At 62.1% G+C, this 19,042-nt stretch carries 18 protein-coding genes; 5 read left to right on the top strand and 13 right to left on the bottom strand.

What is annotated here, in order from left to right:
* Positions 1–26: 26 nt before the first annotated feature.
* Entirely contained in the window at positions 27–512 is a 486-nt protein-coding gene (locus tag IB263_RS25440; protein ID WP_060521164.1) for a hypothetical protein, read from the bottom strand.
* A gap of 139 nt (positions 513–651) precedes the next feature.
* Between IB263_RS25440 and IB263_RS25435 the strand changes: the two genes are divergently transcribed.
* Positions 652–1,245 (top strand): TetR/AcrR family transcriptional regulator, encoded by a 594-nt coding sequence (locus IB263_RS25435; RefSeq protein WP_060521163.1) that lies wholly within the window; start codon positions 652–654, stop codon positions 1,243–1,245.
* Positions 1,246–1,318: 73 nt separating this feature from the next.
* Here IB263_RS25435 and IB263_RS25430 read toward each other — a convergent pair whose 3' ends face one another.
* From IB263_RS25430 to tauA, 9 genes are all read right to left on the bottom strand, one after another.
* A complete protein-coding gene (locus IB263_RS25430) occupies positions 1,319–1,783 on the bottom strand; it encodes a hypothetical protein (protein WP_060521162.1) in 465 nt (154 codons plus the stop codon).
* A 116-nt stretch (positions 1,784–1,899) separates the two neighbouring features.
* Positions 1,900–2,910: a phosphate acetyltransferase gene (pta, locus tag IB263_RS25425; protein WP_034790423.1), complete on the bottom strand. Its 1,011-nt coding sequence runs from the start codon at positions 2,908–2,910 to the stop codon at positions 1,900–1,902.
* Positions 2,910–3,947 carry a YeiH family protein gene (locus tag IB263_RS25420; RefSeq protein WP_192439227.1) on the bottom strand — a complete coding sequence of 346 codons (1,038 nt, stop codon included), beginning with the start codon at positions 3,945–3,947 and terminating at the stop codon, positions 2,910–2,912. The genes pta and IB263_RS25420 overlap by 1 nt, the downstream gene beginning before the upstream one ends.
* A gap of 72 nt (positions 3,948–4,019) precedes the next feature.
* On the bottom strand, positions 4,020–5,795 hold the full coding sequence (gene xsc, locus IB263_RS25415; RefSeq protein ID WP_192439226.1) for a sulfoacetaldehyde acetyltransferase: 1,776 nt from the start codon (positions 5,793–5,795) through the stop codon (positions 4,020–4,022).
* Between the two features lie 34 nt (positions 5,796–5,829).
* Positions 5,830–7,230 (bottom strand): FAD-binding oxidoreductase, encoded by a 1,401-nt coding sequence (locus tag IB263_RS25410; RefSeq protein ID WP_192439225.1) that lies wholly within the window; start codon positions 7,228–7,230, stop codon positions 5,830–5,832.
* A gap of 18 nt (positions 7,231–7,248) precedes the next feature.
* On the bottom strand, positions 7,249–7,629 hold the full coding sequence (locus IB263_RS25405; RefSeq protein WP_090297417.1) for a nuclear transport factor 2 family protein: 381 nt from the start codon (positions 7,627–7,629) through the stop codon (positions 7,249–7,251).
* Between the two features lie 117 nt (positions 7,630–7,746).
* On the bottom strand, positions 7,747–8,574 hold the full coding sequence (locus IB263_RS25400) for an ABC transporter permease subunit (protein WP_034790428.1): 828 nt from the start codon (positions 8,572–8,574) through the stop codon (positions 7,747–7,749).
* Entirely contained in the window at positions 8,567–9,379 is an 813-nt protein-coding gene (locus tag IB263_RS25395; protein WP_034790429.1) for a taurine ABC transporter ATP-binding protein, read from the bottom strand. The genes IB263_RS25400 and IB263_RS25395 overlap by 8 nt, the downstream gene beginning before the upstream one ends.
* A gap of 84 nt (positions 9,380–9,463) precedes the next feature.
* Complete coding sequence (gene tauA, locus IB263_RS25390) at positions 9,464–10,480, bottom strand: taurine ABC transporter substrate-binding protein (RefSeq protein WP_192439224.1); 1,017 nt, start codon at positions 10,478–10,480, stop codon at positions 9,464–9,466.
* A gap of 144 nt (positions 10,481–10,624) precedes the next feature.
* Between tauA and IB263_RS25385 the strand changes: the two genes are divergently transcribed.
* Both IB263_RS25385 and IB263_RS25380 read left to right on the top strand, forming a co-directional pair.
* A complete protein-coding gene (locus tag IB263_RS25385) occupies positions 10,625–12,121 on the top strand; it encodes a PLP-dependent aminotransferase family protein (RefSeq protein ID WP_060521160.1) in 1,497 nt (498 codons plus the stop codon).
* Between the two features lie 718 nt (positions 12,122–12,839).
* A complete protein-coding gene (locus IB263_RS25380) occupies positions 12,840–14,399 on the top strand; it encodes an ABC transporter substrate-binding protein (RefSeq protein ID WP_034790432.1) in 1,560 nt (519 codons plus the stop codon).
* Positions 14,400–14,491: 92 nt separating this feature from the next.
* Here the strand turns inward: IB263_RS25380 and IB263_RS25375 are convergent, their stop codons facing one another.
* The gene (locus tag IB263_RS25375; RefSeq protein WP_034790436.1) at positions 14,492–15,889 is read right to left on the bottom strand and encodes a family 16 glycosylhydrolase; all 1,398 of its coding nucleotides are present in this window, start codon (positions 15,887–15,889) and stop codon (positions 14,492–14,494) included.
* Positions 15,890–16,024: 135 nt separating this feature from the next.
* A complete protein-coding gene (locus IB263_RS25370; RefSeq protein WP_371814205.1) occupies positions 16,025–16,597 on the bottom strand; it encodes a TetR/AcrR family transcriptional regulator in 573 nt (190 codons plus the stop codon).
* A 134-nt stretch (positions 16,598–16,731) separates the two neighbouring features.
* On the opposite strand from IB263_RS25370, the gene IB263_RS25365 reads away from it, so the two are divergent.
* Positions 16,732–17,454 (top strand): NIPSNAP family protein, encoded by a 723-nt coding sequence (locus IB263_RS25365; protein ID WP_034790446.1) that lies wholly within the window; start codon positions 16,732–16,734, stop codon positions 17,452–17,454.
* A 112-nt stretch (positions 17,455–17,566) separates the two neighbouring features.
* Entirely contained in the window at positions 17,567–17,755 is a 189-nt protein-coding gene (locus tag IB263_RS25360) for a hypothetical protein (RefSeq protein ID WP_060521158.1), read from the top strand.
* Positions 17,756–17,851: 96 nt separating this feature from the next.
* Here IB263_RS25360 and IB263_RS25355 read toward each other — a convergent pair whose 3' ends face one another.
* Positions 17,852–18,829 (bottom strand): L,D-transpeptidase family protein, encoded by a 978-nt coding sequence (locus tag IB263_RS25355; RefSeq protein ID WP_113136354.1) that lies wholly within the window; start codon positions 18,827–18,829, stop codon positions 17,852–17,854.
* Positions 18,830–19,042: the final 213 nt, after the last annotated feature.

Here is a 19,042-nt window from a genome sequence, read left to right as displayed (position 1 = left end):
GCGCGGCCGCCGGCACCTAAATCCGATCACCGGGCGGGCGGCCGCAACAGAGCGAGCGTATTCAGCGCGGTGATGACGGCGAGCGGGAACTGGGCGATCCCCGTCAATTCAAAAAGCAAACTATCCGGCAACCGGTACACGGGCTCGGGAAACAGGGACCGTGCTGCATCTGTTCCGAAGCCGAAATAGGCGACGTTCTTGACCACATGGTTCCAGCCGCCCTCGTAGATGCCGATCATTGCGACCGGAAAGGCGAGCACGACAAGGGCGGCCAGCCAGGTCGCGACACGTCCAGCCGTGGTCCCGCTCCTCGACCGGCCAACGAACAGCGCGGCCGCAATGACTATTGCCGCCGGCACGGCCAACTGGACGATATGGAGACGCCACGGTGTTTCATAGATGTAGGCGCCATAGGCGTGATGCAGGCTCGTCAGGGTGAGCAGGAGAAGCGCGCAGGCACCCGCTTTTCGAAATGGGGAAGAGAGAGGGGACTTTGCAGAAAGCTCAACCATGGCTGTTCCTCGATGTTGACTAGACGACATTCGGCTAGCACGATCCGGAACACGGTGTTCGGAAGTTGCGAAACAGAAGGGTGCCTCGTGTACCGAATGGGACTGCAACGCGCGCTCGTCCGGAAAAAGGAGAACAAATTTGCCGATCGATCGACGCGTGGCCCGAACGCGCACGGCGCTCTATGAAGCTCTTCTCGCCTTGATACGCCGCAAGCACTACGAACTGATCACCGTCGAAGACATCCTGACCGAGGCGAATATCGGGCGGTCGACGTTCTATGCGCACTTCACGTCGAAAGACGACCTTCTGAAACGCAGTCTGGAGCGTCTGCGCGATCTGCTGGTGACCGCAAAGGACAAGACGATCTCATCGCCACGCGAGCGGGTGCGAGAAGAGGCGTGGGATCCCAGCCGCGCCTTGTTCGAGCATGTCGCCGAACACGCGGACATCCAGGTCGCACTTGCCGGCGGACGCGGAGGCGGCATCGTTCGCGATGCGGTTGACGAGGTGCTTGCGGAGGTCCTTCGCCAGTCGCTCCCCGCCACGATGCATGCCGCTCTTCCGCGTGACCTCGTGATCCGTCACATGGTCTCCACGTTCAACGCCGTTCTGCGCTGGTGGCTGGAGGAGCGACCGGAAATGCCTCCCCGGGAAGTCGACGCTGCGTTCCGAAAACTTGTACTTGATGGTCTGCCGCCGGAGACATGCCGGCCCTTCATCATGACGTCGTGACCGACAGCCTGCGCGGCAACCGAGCTTTGCTCCGCCGCGAACACGAAGGATTCGCTGCGAGAAGATCGTGCGCCTAGTTGGCGCACAGCATTCGGGCGTCGAAAGCGCTTTGCTCTTTGTTGAAGCGCACTGCGATGGCCTTCTTCAAACCATCCGGGTGCACTTGAAGCACGCCGTCGGCCTGGCCGGTTTCGGCAGGGGTCTCGATCTGCCGATAGCTCACGAGGCCGGGCACGAGATCCACCTGCTCGACATAGCCCGGCACTTCGAAGCTATAGACGATGTCCGTCGAGACGAGTTCGAGGTTCACCACCGCGCCGGCGGGAAGCGTGAACCGAGCGCCAACGGCGCATTGGACGGAGGGATCATCTTCGAGACGTTGGCCTGGCTTGCGGTATTCGAGCGTGAGCGCGCCCTTATCCGCCCTCAATAGGATCGTCAGATCATCGTCTGGCGACGCGGCCTCCTCTGCCGTTGCCATACCCGACGATACGAAGGCCATGGTAAGAAAGAAGATGATCCTTGACGCCCAAGTCATTGTTCGGTCTCTCCTTTAGATCGGCAGTCGATAGACCACCGATGGTCCAATTCGACCCAAAGGTGATAGCTTTGCCAGGCTCAACCGGCAAGGCGGTTCGCTGTCACTTGCGCGACTTAGCCGGTCGACTGCCCGCCCGACGCCTGAACGACGGTGACGGCGATCATGTGGAAGACGTCGTCGGCGTTGCAGCCGCGCGAGAGATCGTTGGCAGGCTTCGCAAGCCCCTGCAGGATCGGGCCGATGGCGGTGGCGCCGCCGATGCGCTGGGCGATCTTGTAGCCGATGTTTGCCGCGTCGAGGTTGGGGAAGACAAAGACATTGGCCTCGCCATGCAGCGCCGATTGCGGCGCCTTTGCCGCGCTGACGGCCTCGACAAAAGCGGTGTCGAATTGCAATTCCCCGTCGATCACCAATCCCGGCGCTGAGGCATGGGCCAGGCGCGTCGCCTCCACCACCTTCGAAACGCGCTCATGCGCGGCACTGCCGGCCGTCGAGAACGAGAGCATCGCCACCTTCGCCGGTTTGCCGGAGAGCGCCTCGTAGGAGCGTGCCGAGGTCACGGCGATATCGGCAAGGCCGGTGGCGTCAGGATCCACAACCAACCCGCAATCGGCGAAAACGAAGGCGCCCTTCTTTTCGTGGTGCGGCGCGCAGAGCATCATCAGGAAGAAGCTCGACACCAGTCCGACATCCGGTGCCCGGCCGATGGTCTGGAGGGCGGCGCGCACGGTATCGGCGGTGGTGGCGACAGCGCCCCCGACCGTTCCGTCTGCCTGATCCTCGCGGACCATCATGGCCGCAAAGACAAGAGGCGAGCGTACGGCTGCTGCCGCGGCCGCTTCGTCGACACCCTTGCTACGACGGAGATCGTGGTAGGCAACGGCAAGGTGCTCAGTCAGCGCAGACGAAGTCGGATCCTCGATGCGGATTTCGTCTGGTGCGCCGCCGGCGGCGTGCAACTCCTCCGCGACGATTTTCCTGTCGCCGACGAGCGTGATCTTGGCGATACCGGCGCGCACGGCGCGCAAGGCGCCTTCGACGATGCGTGGGTCTTCGCCCTCGGCGAGCACGATATGGCGCGGGGCGGCTTTAGCGGCCTCGATAATGCGATCGAGCGGTTTCATCAGGCGTGCCCCAGATAGTGAATGCCGACGAGGATGAAGAGAGCGATGAAGACGGTTTCGGCGACGATCAGCGCGACGGCGTCGCCACCGACATCGAGCACGCGGCGAAGCGACGTGCGCATGCCGACGGCGACGATGCCGGCAAGCAGCGCCCAGCGCGACGTTTCCATGCCGGCCTTGGCCACCAGTTCCGGCACGAAACCGAAGGAATTCAGCGCTGCAAAGATCAGGAAGGCGACGACGAAGCCGGGCAAGAGCGGCGGGCGCTTACCGGTCTCGCCCTCAGGCTGCGGTACTTTGCGCAGTGACAGCGAAAAGATGAGCACGACCGGCGCCAGCATGGTGACGCGGATCAGCTTGACGAGCGTCGCCGTTTCGCCCGCCTCCGGCGAGACCGAGAAGCCTGCGCCGACGACCTGCGCGACGTCATGGATGGTGCCACCGAAGAAGATGCCCGTGGCGCGCGCGTCGAGCCCCATGGTCTGGGCGAGGATCGGATAGGCAATCATCGCAAGTGTCGAGAGCACGGTGACGGAAAGCACGGCGAAGATCAGGTTGCGCTCGGAGAACTCGTTCTTGGGAAGAACGGCTGCGATCGCCATCGCTGCAGACGCTCCGCAGATTGCGACCGAACCGCTGGTGATAAGCGCCAGCCGCCAGCCACGCCCGAGAAGCTTTGCGGCAAGCAGGCCGAAGCCGATGGTCGCGGCGATGGCTGAGATGAGGAGCAGGATCGTGCTTGCGCCAAGCCCGATGAGGAGGTCGACGCTGATGCGCATGCCGAGCAGCGCCACACCGATGCGCAGCACCTTCTTGGCACAGAAATCGATGCCGGCGACGCAACGCCCTTCCTCGGACAGAAAGTGAAAGGCGATGCCGAGCAGGAGCGCCATGAGCATGGCCGGCGCGCCGTAGTGGTCGGAAAGGAATTGGGCAGCGACGGCCACCGCCGCGGTAACGGCAAAGCCAGGCCAGTAGGCCGCAAAGCCGGAGGGCACGCTTCGGAAGCGTTCGTGGACGGAGGCGACGAAGGTCATGGTTCTGTTCCGGTCATCTGCGGGAGGCTTCGCCCCGCCCGGGTACCGGGCGGGGCTTGACGTAATCGAGGATCAGGCCCGCTTCTGGGGACGCATGTCGGCGCGATCGATACCGGCAACGGGCACCGGCTTCTTCATCGCGTCTCGGCGGAAGGGTTCGCCGAGCTCCTGGTTGAGGATGACTTCGATGAAGGTTGTCACGCCCTTCTTCTGGTCGGCGATCGCAGTGGACAGGGCTTCGGTGAGAGCTGCGGTCGTGTTGACCGCCACGCCCTTCAGGCCGCAGCCTTCCGCCACCTTGGCGTAGGAGAGGTTGGGGTTGAGCTCCGTGCCGACGAAGTTGTTGGCGTACCAGAGCGTCGTGTTGCGCTTTTCGGCACCCCATTGGTAGTTGCGGAAGATCACCATCGTTATCGCCGGCCATCCCTCGCGGCCGATCGAGCCCATCTCGTTCATCGAGATGCCGAAGGCACCGTCACCGGCAAAACCGACCACTGGCACATCAGGGCAACCGATCTTGGCGCCGACGATCGACGGGAAACCGTAGCCGCAGGGGCCGAACATGCCCGGCGCCAGATATTTGCGGCCCGCTTCGAAGGTCGGATAGGCATTGCCGATCGCGCAGTTGTTGCCGATGTCGGTGGAGATGATCGCTTCCTTCGGCAGGGCCGCCTGGATCGCACGCCAGGCCTGGCGCGGTGACATGCGGTTCGGCTCGCGCGAGCGTGCGCTTTCGTTCCATTCCGTGCCCGGATCGTCGTCCTCGTGATCCATCGAGGAGAGTTGCTGCTGCCAGGCCGAGCGGGTCTGGTGGATCGCGGCCTTGCGCTCCTCGCGGCCGGCATCGCCGGCAGACGGTGAGAGCAGCTCCAGGATCTGGCGGGCGACCTGCTTGGCATCGCCGCAGATGCCGACCGACACCTTCTTGGTCAGCCCGATCCGGTCGGCGTTGATGTCGACCTGGATGATCGAGGCGTTCTTCGGCCAGTAGTCGATGCCGTAGCCCGGAAGCGTCGAGAACGGATTGAGCCTCGTGCCGAGCGCCAAGACAACATCGGCCTTGGAGATCAGCTCCATCGCAGCCTTCGAACCGTTGTAGCCGAGCGGGCCGACCGACAGGCGATGGCTCCCCGGGAAGGCGTCATTGTGCTGGTAGCCGCAGCAGACTGGCGCGTCGAGACGCTCGGCGATTTTCATGGAATCGGAGATGGCGTTGCCGATGACGACGCCGGCGCCGTTGAGAATGACCGGGAATTTTGCCTCGGACAAAAGCTTGGCCGCTTCGGCAATCGCCTGCGGGCCACCAGCCGGGCGCTCGAAGCGAACGATCGCCGGCAGGTCGACGTCGATCACCTGGGTCCAGTAGTCGCGTGGGATGTTGATCTGTGCTGGGGCACAGCCGCGCCAGGCCTTTTCGATGACGCGGTTGAGCACCTCGGGGATACGCGAGGGATCGCGCACTTCTTCCTGGTAGCAGACCATCTCCTCGAACATCGCCATCTGGTCGACTTCCTGGAAACCGCCCTGCCCGATCGTCTTGTTGGCCGCCTGCGGCGTGACCATCAGAAGCGGCGTGTGGTTCCAGTAGGCGGTCTTGATCGCGGTGATGAAGCCGGTGACGCCGGGGCCGTTCTGGCCGATCGCAACCGACATCGTGCCCGTGGCGCGGCTGAAGCCGTCGGCCATCATGCCGGCGTTGGTCTCATGGGCGCAGTCCCAGAATTTAATGCCGGCCTTCGGGAACAGGTCCGACACCGGCATCATGGCCGAGCCGATGATGCCGAAGGCATGTTCGAGGCCATGCATCTGAAGAACTTTGACGAAGGCTTCCTCGGTGGTCATTTTCATGGGGTGGTTCCTTTCCTGGTATTATTTCAGAGAGTTAGAGGATCTCGTCACGGAGGTAGTACCAGCGGTACATTCCCCATTGGCCGAGCCGTCGGAACGGCGTCAGAAGCCCGTGGCCCGGCAGAGGCGAAGTGAAGATGGGAAGGTCGAGGCCGCCGCCTTTGCCGGCGACCATCTGGGCCATGCGACGGCCGGCCTGGGCGGAATACATCACGCCGTTGCCGCCATAGCCCATGGCGTAGAATAGCCTCTGGCTCGGGTCCGGTTGGAAGATGCGCGGCATCATGTCGTGGCTGACATCCACCCACCCCCACCAGGAGTAGTCGATGTCGATGCCGCGGAGTGCCGGGAACTTGCGGTAGAGACCGGCAAGCAGAAGCTCGAGATGCTTCGGATTGCTCGCGTCGCGTCCGGTGATGGCGCTGCGGCTGCCGATCTGCACCCGGCCATCCGGCAGCATGCGATAGTAGTGACGCAGCGTCCTCGTATCAGTGAGCGGGATGCGCGCCTTGAAGTTCAGCGCCTTCCGCTCGCTTTCCGTCAGCGGCCGAGTGACGATCGAGTTCGACAGGATCGGCATCAGTCGGTGGCGGGTGAGCGCGTTCATGCCGGGTGACGTGTAGCCGGCCGTCGCAATGCAGACGGCACGCGCCCGCACCGTTCCGCCAGGCGTCGTCAGGTAATGCATGCCGCCCTTGGCGGTGCAATCAAGTACCGGGCTCGACGTATGCACCTTTGCCCCCAGCTTGCGGGCAAGCCTGAGGTAACCGAAGGCGAGCTTGGCGGCATGGATGCCCATGCCATCGGGCTCATACATCGCCCCGCGTGCTTCCTCGTCGCGAACGAAATCGCGGTGGATCTCGTCGCGCGAGACCATGCGGGCGCGATAGCCGAACGTATCGTTGAGAACACGGACCTCGCTTTGCAACGCCGGCAGCATCTTGTCGCGGTGGGCGATATAGAGATGGCCGCCATCCTGCGGATCGCAGTCGATTTCGGGCTCGCGGACGAGAGAGCGAAAGAGGTCGAATCCCTCGGAAATCTCCGCATGCATCTTGCGGGCAACGTCCACGCCCCAGCGGGCGATCCATTGCGAGCGCTTCAGGCGGCCGGCAGAAATCTGTGCCTGCCCGCCGTTGCGGGTGCTGCAGCCCCAGGCGACGCCGTTGGCCTCCAGCACCGTTGCCTTGATGCCGTGCTCACGCGCCAGATGAATGGCGCAGGAGAGGCCGGTATAGCCGGACCCGATGATCGCAACATCGACATCGATATCGCCCGTGATCGGACCGTCGTCCTCCGGTTCGGGACCGGCAGTGCCGATCCAGTAGGTCGGCGCATAGTCCTTGCCCGTGCCGGGGCTGCGGGAATGGTTGGGGTCATAGGCCGGGTCAAACGGCTCTCTTTCAGGCTTCAAGGGTGTGGCGCGCAGTTGCATGGCTCTAGCTCCAGGCCATCAGTAGCGGGGTTGCAGGACCGGGCGGTTCTTGCGGAACGCCTGCTTGCGCACGATCTTGCCGTTGCGGAAGGTGAAGAGGTCGCAGCCTTCTGCCTCGATGCGGCTGCCGTCGGCAGCCGTGCCGGAGAAGGTCCACTCGGACACGCCGCGATCGCCTTCGACGAAGTGGCTGTGGTTGCCCCATTCGGCGTCCGGCATCGATTTCCAGACGCCGCTGAAGGCATCTGCGATCGGACCGGTACCGACGAAACGGTTGCCGTAGACCTCCGGGCCGCCGACGGCGTTGAATACGCAATCTTCGGCGAAGAAGTGCATGACCCCGTCGATGTCATGCCGGTTGAAGGCATCGAACAAGGTTTTGAGATCGGTTGCCGTCAGTGTCATGGTCCAGTCCTTTGGCTTGGTCGTAAGGCATGGCTTCGCCGGAGACGGGAAAGGCCGTCTTCAAAAGGCCGCCAGGCCGTATTCAGTTGAAGTGTCGGAGGTGGTCGCCGGTTAGAGGCGGCCCTTCCAGGGGATCAGCGCCTTTTCGAGGTAGCGGATCAGAAGATCGAAGGCGAAGGCGAAGATGCCGATGATGAAGATGCCCATGATCACCGTGTCGCTTTCGAGGTTTTCGGCGGCATTCAAAACCATGAAGCCGAGGCCTCGGTTGGCCGCCACCATTTCCGCCGCCACCAGGGTGGTCCAGCCGACGCCGATGCCGATGCGCATGCCGGTGAAGATCTCCGGCAAGGCGGCCTTCATGATCACCTGACTGATGACCTGCCCGCGGGTGGCGCCCATCGCATAGGCAGCGTGGATCTGTTCCGTCGAGACCGAACGCACCCCCGCCCTTGCGGCAATTGCCATCGGCGCAAAGATCGCCAGATAGATCAGGAACACCTTCGGGAACTCACCGATGCCGAGCCAGATGATGACGAGCGGCAGGTAGGCGAGCGGCGGCAACGGCCGGTAGAATTCGATGATCGGATCGAACAGGCCGCGCACGAAGCGATTGACGCCCATGAGCACGCCAATCGGCACGGCGGTCAGCAGCGCCAGCAGGAAAGCGCCGAACACGCGGCCGATACTGGCAAGCGTGTGCTGCATCAGCGTCGAGTTCGAAACACCGTCGGTCATCGCCAGCATGAACTTGTCCCAGACCGCCAGCGGCGACGGCAGGAACAGCGGCTTGACCCAGCCGCCTTCGGTCACGAGGAACCAGAGAGCGACGATGACGACCGTCGTCGAAAAGCTGATGAGGCCGCTGCTGCCTTCACCGGGCGCGCCGAAGATCTTGCCGGCCTTTACGGGCTTGGCGCGTGTCACTCTGTCAAGCATGGGCCACCTCCGGGTTGCCGGACGCACGTTCGTCGCCATAAATGATGCCGAGCACTTCTTCGCGCATGCGGATGAATTCCGGGCTGGATTTGATTGCGCGCGCATTGCCCTCGGCGAGGAACCGCTTGTTGAAGTTGAGCTCGTAGGTGTGGGTGATGCGGCCCGGGCGCGGCGACATGACGATCAGCCGCGAGCCGAGGAACAACGCTTCTTCCACACTGTGGGTGATGAAGAAGAACATCTTGTTGGTGAGTTGCCAGACCTTGAGCAACAGTTCCTGGATGGTCTCGCGTGTCAGCGCGTCGAGTGCTGCCATCGGTTCGTCCATCAGCAGCATCGCGGGATCGCAGGTCAGCGCCCTTGCGATGCCAACACGTTGCTGCATGCCGCCTGAGAGGTGATAGATCATGTGGCGGTGGAAATCCTGAAGGCCGACCAGAGCTAGGTTCTTGGTGGCAAGATCCCGCCGGGTCGCCTTGTCGACGCCGCGCAGCTTGAGGCCGAACTCGGTATTCTCGATGACGTTCAGCCACGGCAGAAGCGCGTGCTTCTGGAAGACGACGCCGCGCTCGGCGCCAGGTCCGTTGACCTGGTGGTTGCCAAGGGTGATGTCGCCTTCCGACGGGGCCATGAAGCCCGCCATCAGGTTGAGCAGCGTCGTCTTTCCGCAGCCCGATGCGCCCAGCGCAACGACGAAGTCTCCGCTGTTGATGGTAAGGTTGACGCCTTTTAAGGCGATGATTGCCTGGTCCGAATAGAGGCCCGGGTAGGTCAGACTGATGTTTCTGACGCTCAATGTTTCCATGAGAAATGCCTCCCTGCACCTCGGTCACGGTCTATGGTGGTGCGCCGGCCGCTCCTCAACGGCCGGGGCAATCGACAGATTAGCCTATTGTGCGGCCGCCTTGGCAAAGTCGGCGTTCACATAAGGCGCGTAGTCGTCGAGCGACTGGCTGATCTGCTTCTGCTCGACGAGGAACTTGGCGCTTTCGGTCAGTGCACGCGTGGCGCCGCCGCCGAGCCAGACCTCGGAGGCCTGCTCATCCGCATTCGGGAACGAAAGCAGGCGCAAGGCTTCGACGGTGCTCGGGCCATCGCCGCCGATCAGCTTGACGATGCCTTCCACTTGCGGCGACTCCTCCGTCCACGCCGCCTTGTTGGCGTTGTAGTCGGCATAAGCGACCGCCAGGACCTTGGTGAAGGCTTCCATCAGCTTCGGGTTCTCCGAGGCCCAGGCCTTGTCGACCACCAGCCCGTCGAAGGTCGGCACGCTAGCCGCGCCAATCACCTCGGAATCCGAGATCGTCTTGCCGGTCTTCTGGATTTCTGAGAGCGCCGGCGGCCAGACATAGGCCGCGTCTATATCGCCACGCTGCCAGGCGGCAACGATCTGCGGCGGCTTCAGGTTGAGGATTTCCACCTCGCGCGGATCGACGTTCCAGACCTTGTTCATACCGACCAGCAAGTGAAAATGCGACGTCGAGACGAAAGGCACGGCGACCTTCTTGCCCTTGAGATCGGCCGGCGTCTCGATGCCCGAGCCCTCGCGGGCGACCAGCGCTTCCGACTGACCGATATTGTCGAGGATCCAGAAGAGCTGCAGTTCGACGCCGCGCGTCGCGGCAGCCGCAGTACCGGTCGAACCGAGAACGCCGATCGGCACGTCACCGGAGGCAAGCGCCGTAGTGATGTCGCCGGCCGAGCTGAATTGGCGCCAGTCGATCGAATAGCCGGCCTCCTTGGCGGCTGCATCGAAGCGGCCATCGGCGATCGCAGCCACGAACGGGCCAACGATCTGCTGATAGCCGACGACGAGTTTCGTTTCGGCATAAGCGACGCCGGATGCGGCCAGGCTCGCGACAATGCTGGCGGCTGCGGCCAGTCGTCTGAAATGTCCATGTAGCATTTGTCTTCCTCCTCTTTGTTTATTCGCTGACCGTTTCTCCGGTCTTGCTGATGACGATAAGGCCGAGATCCGGCTTGCGTTATATCCAGTCTGGAAGTTGAATAGATCCAGTTTAGCGCCGTCGGGGGAGCAGGCGTCGTGCAGATGAACGTTTCCGAAACCATTTTTTTCATCGATCGCGACAGTGGGATCGGCCTGCAGGCGCAGTTGCGCGAGACGGTCGTTTCGGCCGTGCTCGCCGGAAGGGTGCAGCCGCGCGCGCATCTGCCATCCAGCCGCAAGCTCGCCGACTATCTGCGAATATCGCGCATCACGGTGACACTCGCCTATCAGGAACTGATCAACCAGGGCTATGTCGAGGCGGTCAACCGCAGCTCCTATCGCATCTCCGGCAATCCGCCGGGCATGGATGTGGAAGGGGAGCGCCCATCCGCCGGCTCCAATCCGATCGACTGGAGCCGCAAGATCAAGATGAGCTTTGGCGTCGTGCGCCAGGTCGCCAAGCCGCTGGACTGGCGGCGCTATCCATTCCCCTTCCTCTATGGCCAGATGGACCCGACACTGTTCGATCTCAATGCCTGGCGCGACTGTGCCCGCCGGGCTCTGGCGCGAGAGGATTTCGTGCTGATGGCGAGCGACTTTGCCGCGGCCGACGATGTGCGGCTGGTCAACTACATCTGCTCGCGCACGCTGCCGCGCCGGGGCATCCACGCCACGCCGGACGAAATCCTCGTCACCGTCGGCGCGCAGAATGCGCTCTGGATCGTGACCCGTCTGATCCTGGAGAAGGGCTCCGCCGCCGTCTGCGAAAACCCCTGCCATCCCGATATCAGCGCCTCGCTGCTGTTGAGCGGCGCCGACGTCACCACCGTCGATGTCGATGTCGAGGGCCTGTCACCGGATGCCTTGCCGGAAAACGTCGATGCCGTCTTCGTGACCCCGAGCCACCACTCGCCGACCGGCGCGACTATGCCAGTGGATCGGCGTACGCAACTGCTGCAGGCTGCGGAAGAACGGGATTTCGTCATCGTCGAGGACGATTACGAGTTCGAGATCAGCTACCTCGCTCCGCCTTCCCCGGCGCTGAAGGCGCTCGATCCGTCAGGCCGGGTGCTCTACATCGGCAGCTTCTCGAAATCGCTTTTTCCCGGGCTTCGGCTCGGCTACCTCGTGGCGCCAGCCCCCTTCATTCGCGAGGCGCGTGCGCTTCGCTCGCTGATGTTGCGCCACCCGCCCGGACACCTTCAGCGCACCGCAGCCTATTTCCTGGCGCTCGGCCATTATGACGCCGTGCTCCACCGGATGCGGACCGAATATCACAAGCGCCACGTAATCATGGCCGAGTCACTGCGTAGGGCGAACCTGAAAGTCGCAGGCTCCTCGACCTTCGGCGGCACGTCCTTCTGGATGGAGGGACCGGAAGGGCTCGATGCCGACCGGCTGGTCAGCGAATTGCGGCAGGACGGCGTGCTGGTCGAATCCGGCTCGCCCTTCTTCCCCAGAAGCGACCAGCCCTGCCGCTACTTCCGGATGGGATATTCGTCCATTCCAAGCACAAGCATTGCCGAGGGCGTCGCCCGGGTTCGCGCCCGCATCGACAGTCTTTGCGGCGGCAGCGAGCAGGCCTCCGTGGCGAAGTGACAGGTTGACCGCTTGTGGCTTTCCCTATCGAGCTGGCCGTAGCGTACCTTGGGCTAAGGCGTCCTCTCCATTGCCCACAATGTTGCTCGCGCCTGTGCAGATCAATCGGTCATTTGGATTGTCGCCATAATCGTATTCAAGATTGTCGACAAAGACGTTGACAAATACTTTTGGCGTGCGATGGTGCCGCTTAGCAGCAACGAGCTAGGGAGGAGCAGGTTGATGCAAGGGCTCCAGAAGACCGCGTACTCGCACGACTTTTCGCAATGCCGCACGTACGAGCCCGCACCGCCGGGCCGGCTCGCCTGACATCTCCTCATTCGATCGCCATTGCGGCGTCCAACCACCGACCTCGGGTTTCTGAACCGCCTCCATGAAGCGGCGCAGAGATATGCCCCTGTTCGAGTTGATGCTTGGCGTTGGCCATCGAATGACCGCCGATCGACAACGGGACTTGGTGCTTCAAGCATCGCCAGGAGGCTTTCGCTTGGGTGCATCGCCGTCCAGGAACGCCAGTTGATCAAGATTCCCGCATAGGCCGCCGAAGGTCTTTGCGGTGATCGACACGACCGAGAAGGTCATGCCGCGCAACAGCAGATCACGCCACTGGCCGCCCCTGTCGGGCGGCGAGATGGACGGCCTGTGAGCCGTCCTTGCCTCTTAAATAGAAGCTCCCCGTTCAAGGGGGCCGGTGACCTCAACAAAGGAGAACAGCAGAATGCTCAAGAAACTGATCCTCGCAGCCGCCATGTCGACGGCGCTTTCCGCGGCTGCTCACGCGGAGACGCTCAAATGGGGCTCTTCGCGCGATATCTACTCGCTCGACCCTTATTCCTATGGCGACAGCTACACGCTGTCTTTCCTCAATCACGTCTATGAAGGGCTCGTCCGCTTTGACGCCGACCTGAAGATCGAGCCGGCACTGGCGACCTCCTGGGAAACGGTATCGGACACGGTCTGGCGGTTCCATCTGCGCGAGGACGTCAAGTTCCACAATGGCGCTGATTTCACGGCCGATGACGTGATCGCCTCGCTGACGCGGGTCAGCGATCCGGCATCTCCGCTGCGGGGCAACCTACCGGCATACAAGTCGGCGAAGAAGGTCGACGACCGCACTGTCGATATCGAACTGACCGGCCCCTATCCGCTGCTCTTGAACGACCTGACGAACATCCACATTTTCGACGCCACGTGGCTCGCCGACAACAATTCGCTGAAGCCGACGGATGTCGGCAAGAAGATAGAAGGCTACGCTACCTACCACACCAACGGCACGGGTCCGTTCAAGCTCGAGAGCCGCACGCCCGACAGCAAGACCGTTCTGGTCAAGAACGGCGAGTGGTGGGACCCGGCGAAGTCCAACATCGATCGCATCGAGTTTACGCCGATTGTCTCAGCCGCGACACGCGTGGCGGCACTGTTGTCAGGCGAGATCGACTTCACTGAGAATGCGCCGGCGCAGGATCTTCCGCGCCTTGTCGCGCAGCCGGACCTGAAGGTGATGGAGCGCACCGACCTTCGCACCATCATGATGGGCTTCAACCGCAAACCGAAACTGGCCGACGGCGTCGACAACAAGTTCAACGACCTGCGTGTCCGCCAGGCCGTCGCCCATGCGCTCGACACAGAACTCATCCAGAAGCGGGTCATGCGCGGCAAGTCGAGGACAGCGGGTGCGATCGTTGCGCCGGAAATCCCGGGATATGTCGAAGCACTGGACAAGGTCGTGCCGTACGATCCCGAACTGTCGAAAAAGCTGCTCGCCGAGGCCGGCGCAAGCGATCTCCCCTTCACGCTCGTCTGCACGAACGAGGCCTATGTCAACGAAGAGGAGCTTTGCCAGAGCATCGTCAACATGCTGAGCCGCGCCGGCTTCAAGCCGCAACTCGACATCGGCCCGACGGCGGCACAGGCGCCCAAACGCACGGGCGGTCTGTCGGATGTCTACATCATCGGCTGGGCAAACGAGCCGATGCTCGACAGCTACTCGATCCTGCTTCAGATGATCGAGACGAGGAGCGACAAGGCGGGCGTCTTCAACTGGGGCGGCTGGAGCTATCCTGATATCGACAAGCTGATCATCCAGGCATCGACCGAAATGGATCGGACCAAGCGGCTCGATCTGCAGACCAAGGCACTGCAGATGGTCAAGGACGAGATCATCATGCTGCCGCTGCACCAACAGCCAATGGCTTGGGTGATGAGCAACAAGATCGATAAGGTCGCTCAGCTCGCCGACAACAAGCCGCGCCATTGGCTCACGCATATCGCGGACTAGCCCTGTTGCGGAGCTGGAACGGCGAACGTTCCGGCTCCGACAGGCCGGGACCGGCAGCCCGGACGCTGCCGGCCCCCTTCGTGCTTCTCCGCCTAGATCAGCCAGTCGGCGTCCAACGCATAGGCCTCGATGGAATCGATCTTCATTTGCGACCCGTCGTCAAAATCGCCATCGGGTGTGCCGGCCATTCCGCCGACCGCGAGATTGACGAGCATGTACATCGGCTCGTGCATGTCCGCGGGGGTATCGGCGCGGGCGATCTCGGTATCGTCGAAGTACCAGACGATCTCGTCTTCCGTCCAAAGCACGCCGTAATCGTGGAACCCGTCGGTATCGGCGACTTGCGCGCCGTCTCTGACGATCGTGTGCTCGCCGCTTTCGTTGGAATGGGCGGTGGTGATGACAGTGTTGGTGTCCTGCCCGCGCATTTCGACGACGTCGAGCTCCGGCGGCCAGGAGCCGTCGGCGGGCAGCAGCCAGAAAGCGGGCCAGGCACCTTGATCGTCCGGCATGTCGGCCCGCATCTCGAAGTAGCCGTAGGTCTGCGCAAAGGACGAATAGGTCGTCAACATCCCGGACGTGTAGTCATAGCCGCCGATCTCGGACTGGATTGCGTCCGGTGCACGCTCTGCGGTGATCGTCAGTACACCATCCTCGACCGAAAACGGGTTAGCCGATGCGGTCGGCCCGTAACTCGGATTGACGTACCATTGCAGCTCACCGTTTTCCGAGAGCGTCGCCCCCTCTTCCGGCGCCCACCAGTATTTGGCATCCCAGATGCCGCCCGTGCCGTCGGTGAGCTGAAGCGTGTCGAAATCGTCCGAGAAGGTCTGCGTCAGGGCGGATCGGTCCAGGCTCAACTGGAACTGGCCCTCCTGCAGTTGGTCGGCTGTCGTATTGGCCAGGACCAGGCTTTCGCCATCGCCGAGATGGAGGCGGAGATCGTCTCCCTGCTGGCCTGCATTCGCCAGCACCTCTTCGAACGAGGTAATGCCGTATCCGTCGAGGCGAATGGTATCGTTGGAGCTGAAGTCGGAGACAAGGTCGCTGCCGTTGCCGTGCTCGAACACGAAGGTATCAGCGCCTCCGGAACCGACCAGCACGTCATTGCCTGCGCGTCCGTCGATGGTCTGGCTGCCGGAGCCACCGGTGATGATGTTGTCGGCGCTGTTGCCGAAGGCGTGTCGACCGTCACCGGTGACGGTCAGGTTTTCGAAGTTCTCCGGTAAGCTGTAGCTCATCCAGGTATCGATCGTGTCTATCCCTTCGCCGGGTGCCTCTTCGGCCCGGTTCGTCGATGAATAGAGATAGTAGACGTCGTCGCCCGTGCCGCCGAACATAGTCACATCGACGGAACCGTCGCCCCAGATCGAATCGTTGCCGGGAGTTCCGTAGAGCGTGGACCCGGATCCGGTTGCGGAAAACCATGCGGTCGAACTTCCGCTGTAATGGAGCGGTTGTCCGAGGGCGTTCATGGCAGTTCTGCTCATCGAGAAGTCTCCTGTTTATTGGAGTGCCCCTTCCCGATGAGCACCTCTAGCATCTCAAGCTGTCGCCCACACCCCCAACATTTGCGGATAATCCGGAGCAGCGGCCTCCCCACGAGGGAGCCGAGCGGACCCAGCCTAGACGTATTTCGACGCGAGAAGTGCTGCGATCTCCGCCTGACAGTTCACGAGCGGACGTGTGTGCTGATTGGCTTTTGCCATCGCCATCGCGCCGGAATAGGCGGCGATGATCAGGGTGGCGAGGCTGTCGGGTTGAATGCCTGCGACGCGCTTCAGGCGGATGTCTTCCTGGAATCGCGCCGCGAGCGCTTCTTCCCAAGCCTCAAAAATTGCACCCAGCGCCTGCTGCATCTCGTCATCATGCCTGGAGACTTCGATCGCCATATTGTTCAGCGGGCAGCCGGAGACGGAGCCGTTTTCGGAGAGCTCGCTGATGATCTCGGTGAAGATCTGATCGATCGCTGTGGGTGTATCGCTCGAGGTACGCAGCGGGTCGATCCACGTTTGCCGCACCGCTACGGCGACGCGGTCGCGGATAACCGCCAATCCAAGTTCCCGTTTGGCCGGAAAGTGATGGGCCATAGCGCCTCCTGAGACGGATGCCTTCGCGCGCAATTCCTGCATTCCCGTCGCGAGATATCCTTGGGTGACAAAGGCCTGGTAGGCCGCATCGACGATCCTGCGGCGCACCGCTTGAGGATCGTTGGTTCTTTTGTGTTCGCTCATGACCGCCGCCTGAAAAATCGTTCGCCATAGTGCCTTGACAAAACAGGTCGATCAACCTGTTATTAGAAACAGGACAATTGACCTGTTTTGGAGGATTCATGGAACCGCACGCCGTTTACGAACTTCGCCGCTACCGACTTCATCCCGGCGGAAGGGATCGCCTGATCGACTTGTTTGACCGCGAATTCGTTGAACCGCAGGAAGCGCTCGGAATGCGTCTTGAAGGCGAATTCCGCGACTGCGACGATCCCGACGCCTTCGTCTGGGTACGTTCCTTTGCCGATATGCCAACGCGAACCGACGCGTTGGCGGCCTTTTATTCGGGCCCGGTTTGGAAGGACCATGGGTCTCGCGCCAACGAGACGATGCTCAACTCGGACAATGTGTTGCTGGTCAAGCCAGTCGCTGGCACGCAGCCGTTTCCTCACAACCTTGCAAGGGAGCAAGAGGCACAATCGACCAGAGGTGTCGTCACCGTGAACCTCTGCTCGCTGGCGCCCGGCACGGAGGACCGTTTCGCTGCATTCTTCATCGCCGAGGCACTGCCGATCCTCGAAGACGCCGGTGCTCGCATCGACGCGGTGTTCGTTACCGAACGCAGCGCAAACGCCTTCCCGAGGCTCCCCGTCCGTGAGGGCGAAACGGTGTTTATCTGGTTTGAAATGCATGAGGACGACGACGGCCTTTCACGGCATCGGGAGCAACTGAACAAGGACGTCAGATGGACCAGTGAGGTCTTTCCTCGAATGGATAGCCAGTGCTGGCGAAGGATCGAGGTTTCTCGGCTGACCCCGACGTCGCGATCGCTTTGCACCTTGTAGCTGGCGCCCATACACGCCGGATCGGTACGAACGCACCCACAGCCGCCAGGAACGCATCCTGGCGGAACCAAACCAGCCTCCAAACGTTGTATTGGGTTAGGGGAGGCACGGAATGAAACACGCGGATGTTCGAACAGTCGCCAACGCCCAGATCAGACATATCTGGGACGTCGCGGATTATTGCCGGCGGACCGGTATTCACAAAACCGAAGAGCAGCGCCTGATCAAGGTGCTCGGTAGACAGGCAACCAGCCACGAGCTCCAGATGAACATCGTGCGCGTTCAGACGCGTATCCGCTGAAGCTTCGACATGGGAATTGCGCGAGCGGTCACCGCGTGATCGGTGGCCGGTTTCGACTTCTTGCCCGTTCAGAAATTCCTAAACGTCTTCGCTACCTTAGTCGACGAACTCGACAATCACGCCAGGCTTGACCATCCCCGCCAACTCCTCCGCATCCCAGTTGGTCAGGCGAACGCATCCGTGCGATCCCGACTTGTCGATCATCGACGGCTCCGGCGTGCCGTGAATTCCGTAGGTGGGCTTCGAGAGATCGATCCAGACCGTGCCGACCGGACCGTTCGGGCCGCCCGGCAAGGTCAAGATCTTTCGGTTGTCGCCCTGCTTGAAGTTGATTTTTGGATTGTAGACATAGGGCGGCATTCGGGCGACGCCTTTGACCTTGTGCGTTCCCGAAGGAGATGGCGTTTCCCGGCTGCCGATCGTTGCCGGATAGGCTGCGATCAGCGTATCGTCGGCGCCAAGTGCCACGATTTGACCGGTGCGCCGGTGCGCTTCAATGCGCTTGACCGTTCCCTGCGTCGGTGGACCTGGGTTCACAACGGAAACCGTGTCACCGACCGAGAACTCCGAAGTCTGATTGAGCGCCTTGAGAAGATCGATATCCATGTGGAAGCGCTCCGCCAGCTTCTCGGCGACGCTCGTGTATCCGAGCTGAGCCATCTTCGCCTGCTCGGAGTAGTCTTCGGGGATCTCAGCGACCAATCCTTGAGCATCGTCCTCGGAGATGACGTAGGGCTCGACCACCGTCGTCTGGTCCGGCAGTCGCCCGATGACGTCGGCGTCCAATGTTCCGTCAGCGGACAGACCTTGCATGGTCTCGAAGGCGGCGATCGCCTTGGCGACATTCTCACCGGCGAAACCGTCGATCACACCGGGCGACGCCCCCGCCCGATCGAGAAGCACCTGGAGCCTGACGATGGCGGGGTCTGGCTTGTCCGAGGTCTCGGTCGTCCGTTCCAACAATGTGGGCGTAATCGATGCACCGTCGATGGCTTCTGGCTGAAGCGTCTGGGCATTGGCCAGCGCGGCGGGGGATAGCAGCATCAGCGCCGCCAATAGAACCTTGGTTTTCATGATCTCTCAATCGATCAGCCCCTGATTTGTTCCCGCCTCGCGGCGCCAAGATGCTGCTTTCTCAGGTGCGAACGGCATTGACCTTGCGGCCTTTTCGCCGCGGCCAATCGGCCCCAGGCCGAGCCTCGATCCGTGGCCCCATAGGCGCACCGACCTCGTGTCAGAGAAAGTCTCTTGACAGAACACGAAAGTCGAAATCTTATTGTAAAGCGT

It is taken from the genome of Ensifer sp. ENS03, from assembly GCF_014852035.1.
GTDB lineage: Bacteria > Pseudomonadota > Alphaproteobacteria > Rhizobiales > Rhizobiaceae > Ensifer > Ensifer adhaerens.
Note: the sequence above shows the minus strand (reverse complement) of the source record. Positions and strands in the feature narration are given on the sequence as shown.

Bases quoted from the DNA above. Each gene is read 5' to 3' on its own strand.
- IB263_RS25440 (WP_060521164.1), bottom strand. From the start codon at position 512: ATGGTTGAGCTTTCTGCAAAGTCCCCTCTCTCTTCCCCATTTCGAAAA.
- IB263_RS25430 (WP_060521162.1), bottom strand. From the start codon at position 1,783: ATGACTTGGGCGTCAAGGATCATCTTCTTTCTTACCATGGCCTTCGTA.
- pta (WP_034790423.1), bottom strand. From the start codon at position 2,910: ATGAAACCGCTCGATCGCATTATCGAGGCCGCTAAAGCCGCCCCGCGC.
- IB263_RS25420 (WP_192439227.1), bottom strand. From the start codon at position 3,947: ATGACCTTCGTCGCCTCCGTCCACGAACGCTTCCGAAGCGTGCCCTCC.
- xsc (WP_192439226.1), bottom strand. From the start codon at position 5,795: ATGAAAATGACCACCGAGGAAGCCTTCGTCAAAGTTCTTCAGATGCAT.
- IB263_RS25410 (WP_192439225.1), bottom strand. From the start codon at position 7,230: ATGCAACTGCGCGCCACACCCTTGAAGCCTGAAAGAGAGCCGTTTGAC.
- IB263_RS25400 (WP_034790428.1), bottom strand. From the start codon at position 8,574: ATGCTTGACAGAGTGACACGCGCCAAGCCCGTAAAGGCCGGCAAGATC.
- IB263_RS25395 (WP_034790429.1), bottom strand. From the start codon at position 9,379: ATGGAAACATTGAGCGTCAGAAACATCAGTCTGACCTACCCGGGCCTC.
- tauA (WP_192439224.1), bottom strand. From the start codon at position 10,480: ATGCTACATGGACATTTCAGACGACTGGCCGCAGCCGCCAGCATTGTC.
- IB263_RS25385 (WP_060521160.1), top strand. From the start codon at position 10,625: ATGAACGTTTCCGAAACCATTTTTTTCATCGATCGCGACAGTGGGATC.
- IB263_RS25380 (WP_034790432.1), top strand. From the start codon at position 12,840: ATGCTCAAGAAACTGATCCTCGCAGCCGCCATGTCGACGGCGCTTTCC.
- IB263_RS25375 (WP_034790436.1), bottom strand. From the start codon at position 15,889: ATGAGCAGAACTGCCATGAACGCCCTCGGACAACCGCTCCATTACAGC.
- IB263_RS25365 (WP_034790446.1), top strand. From the start codon at position 16,732: ATGGAACCGCACGCCGTTTACGAACTTCGCCGCTACCGACTTCATCCC.
- IB263_RS25360 (WP_060521158.1), top strand. From the start codon at position 17,567: ATGAAACACGCGGATGTTCGAACAGTCGCCAACGCCCAGATCAGACAT.
- IB263_RS25355 (WP_113136354.1), bottom strand. From the start codon at position 18,829: ATGAAAACCAAGGTTCTATTGGCGGCGCTGATGCTGCTATCCCCCGCC.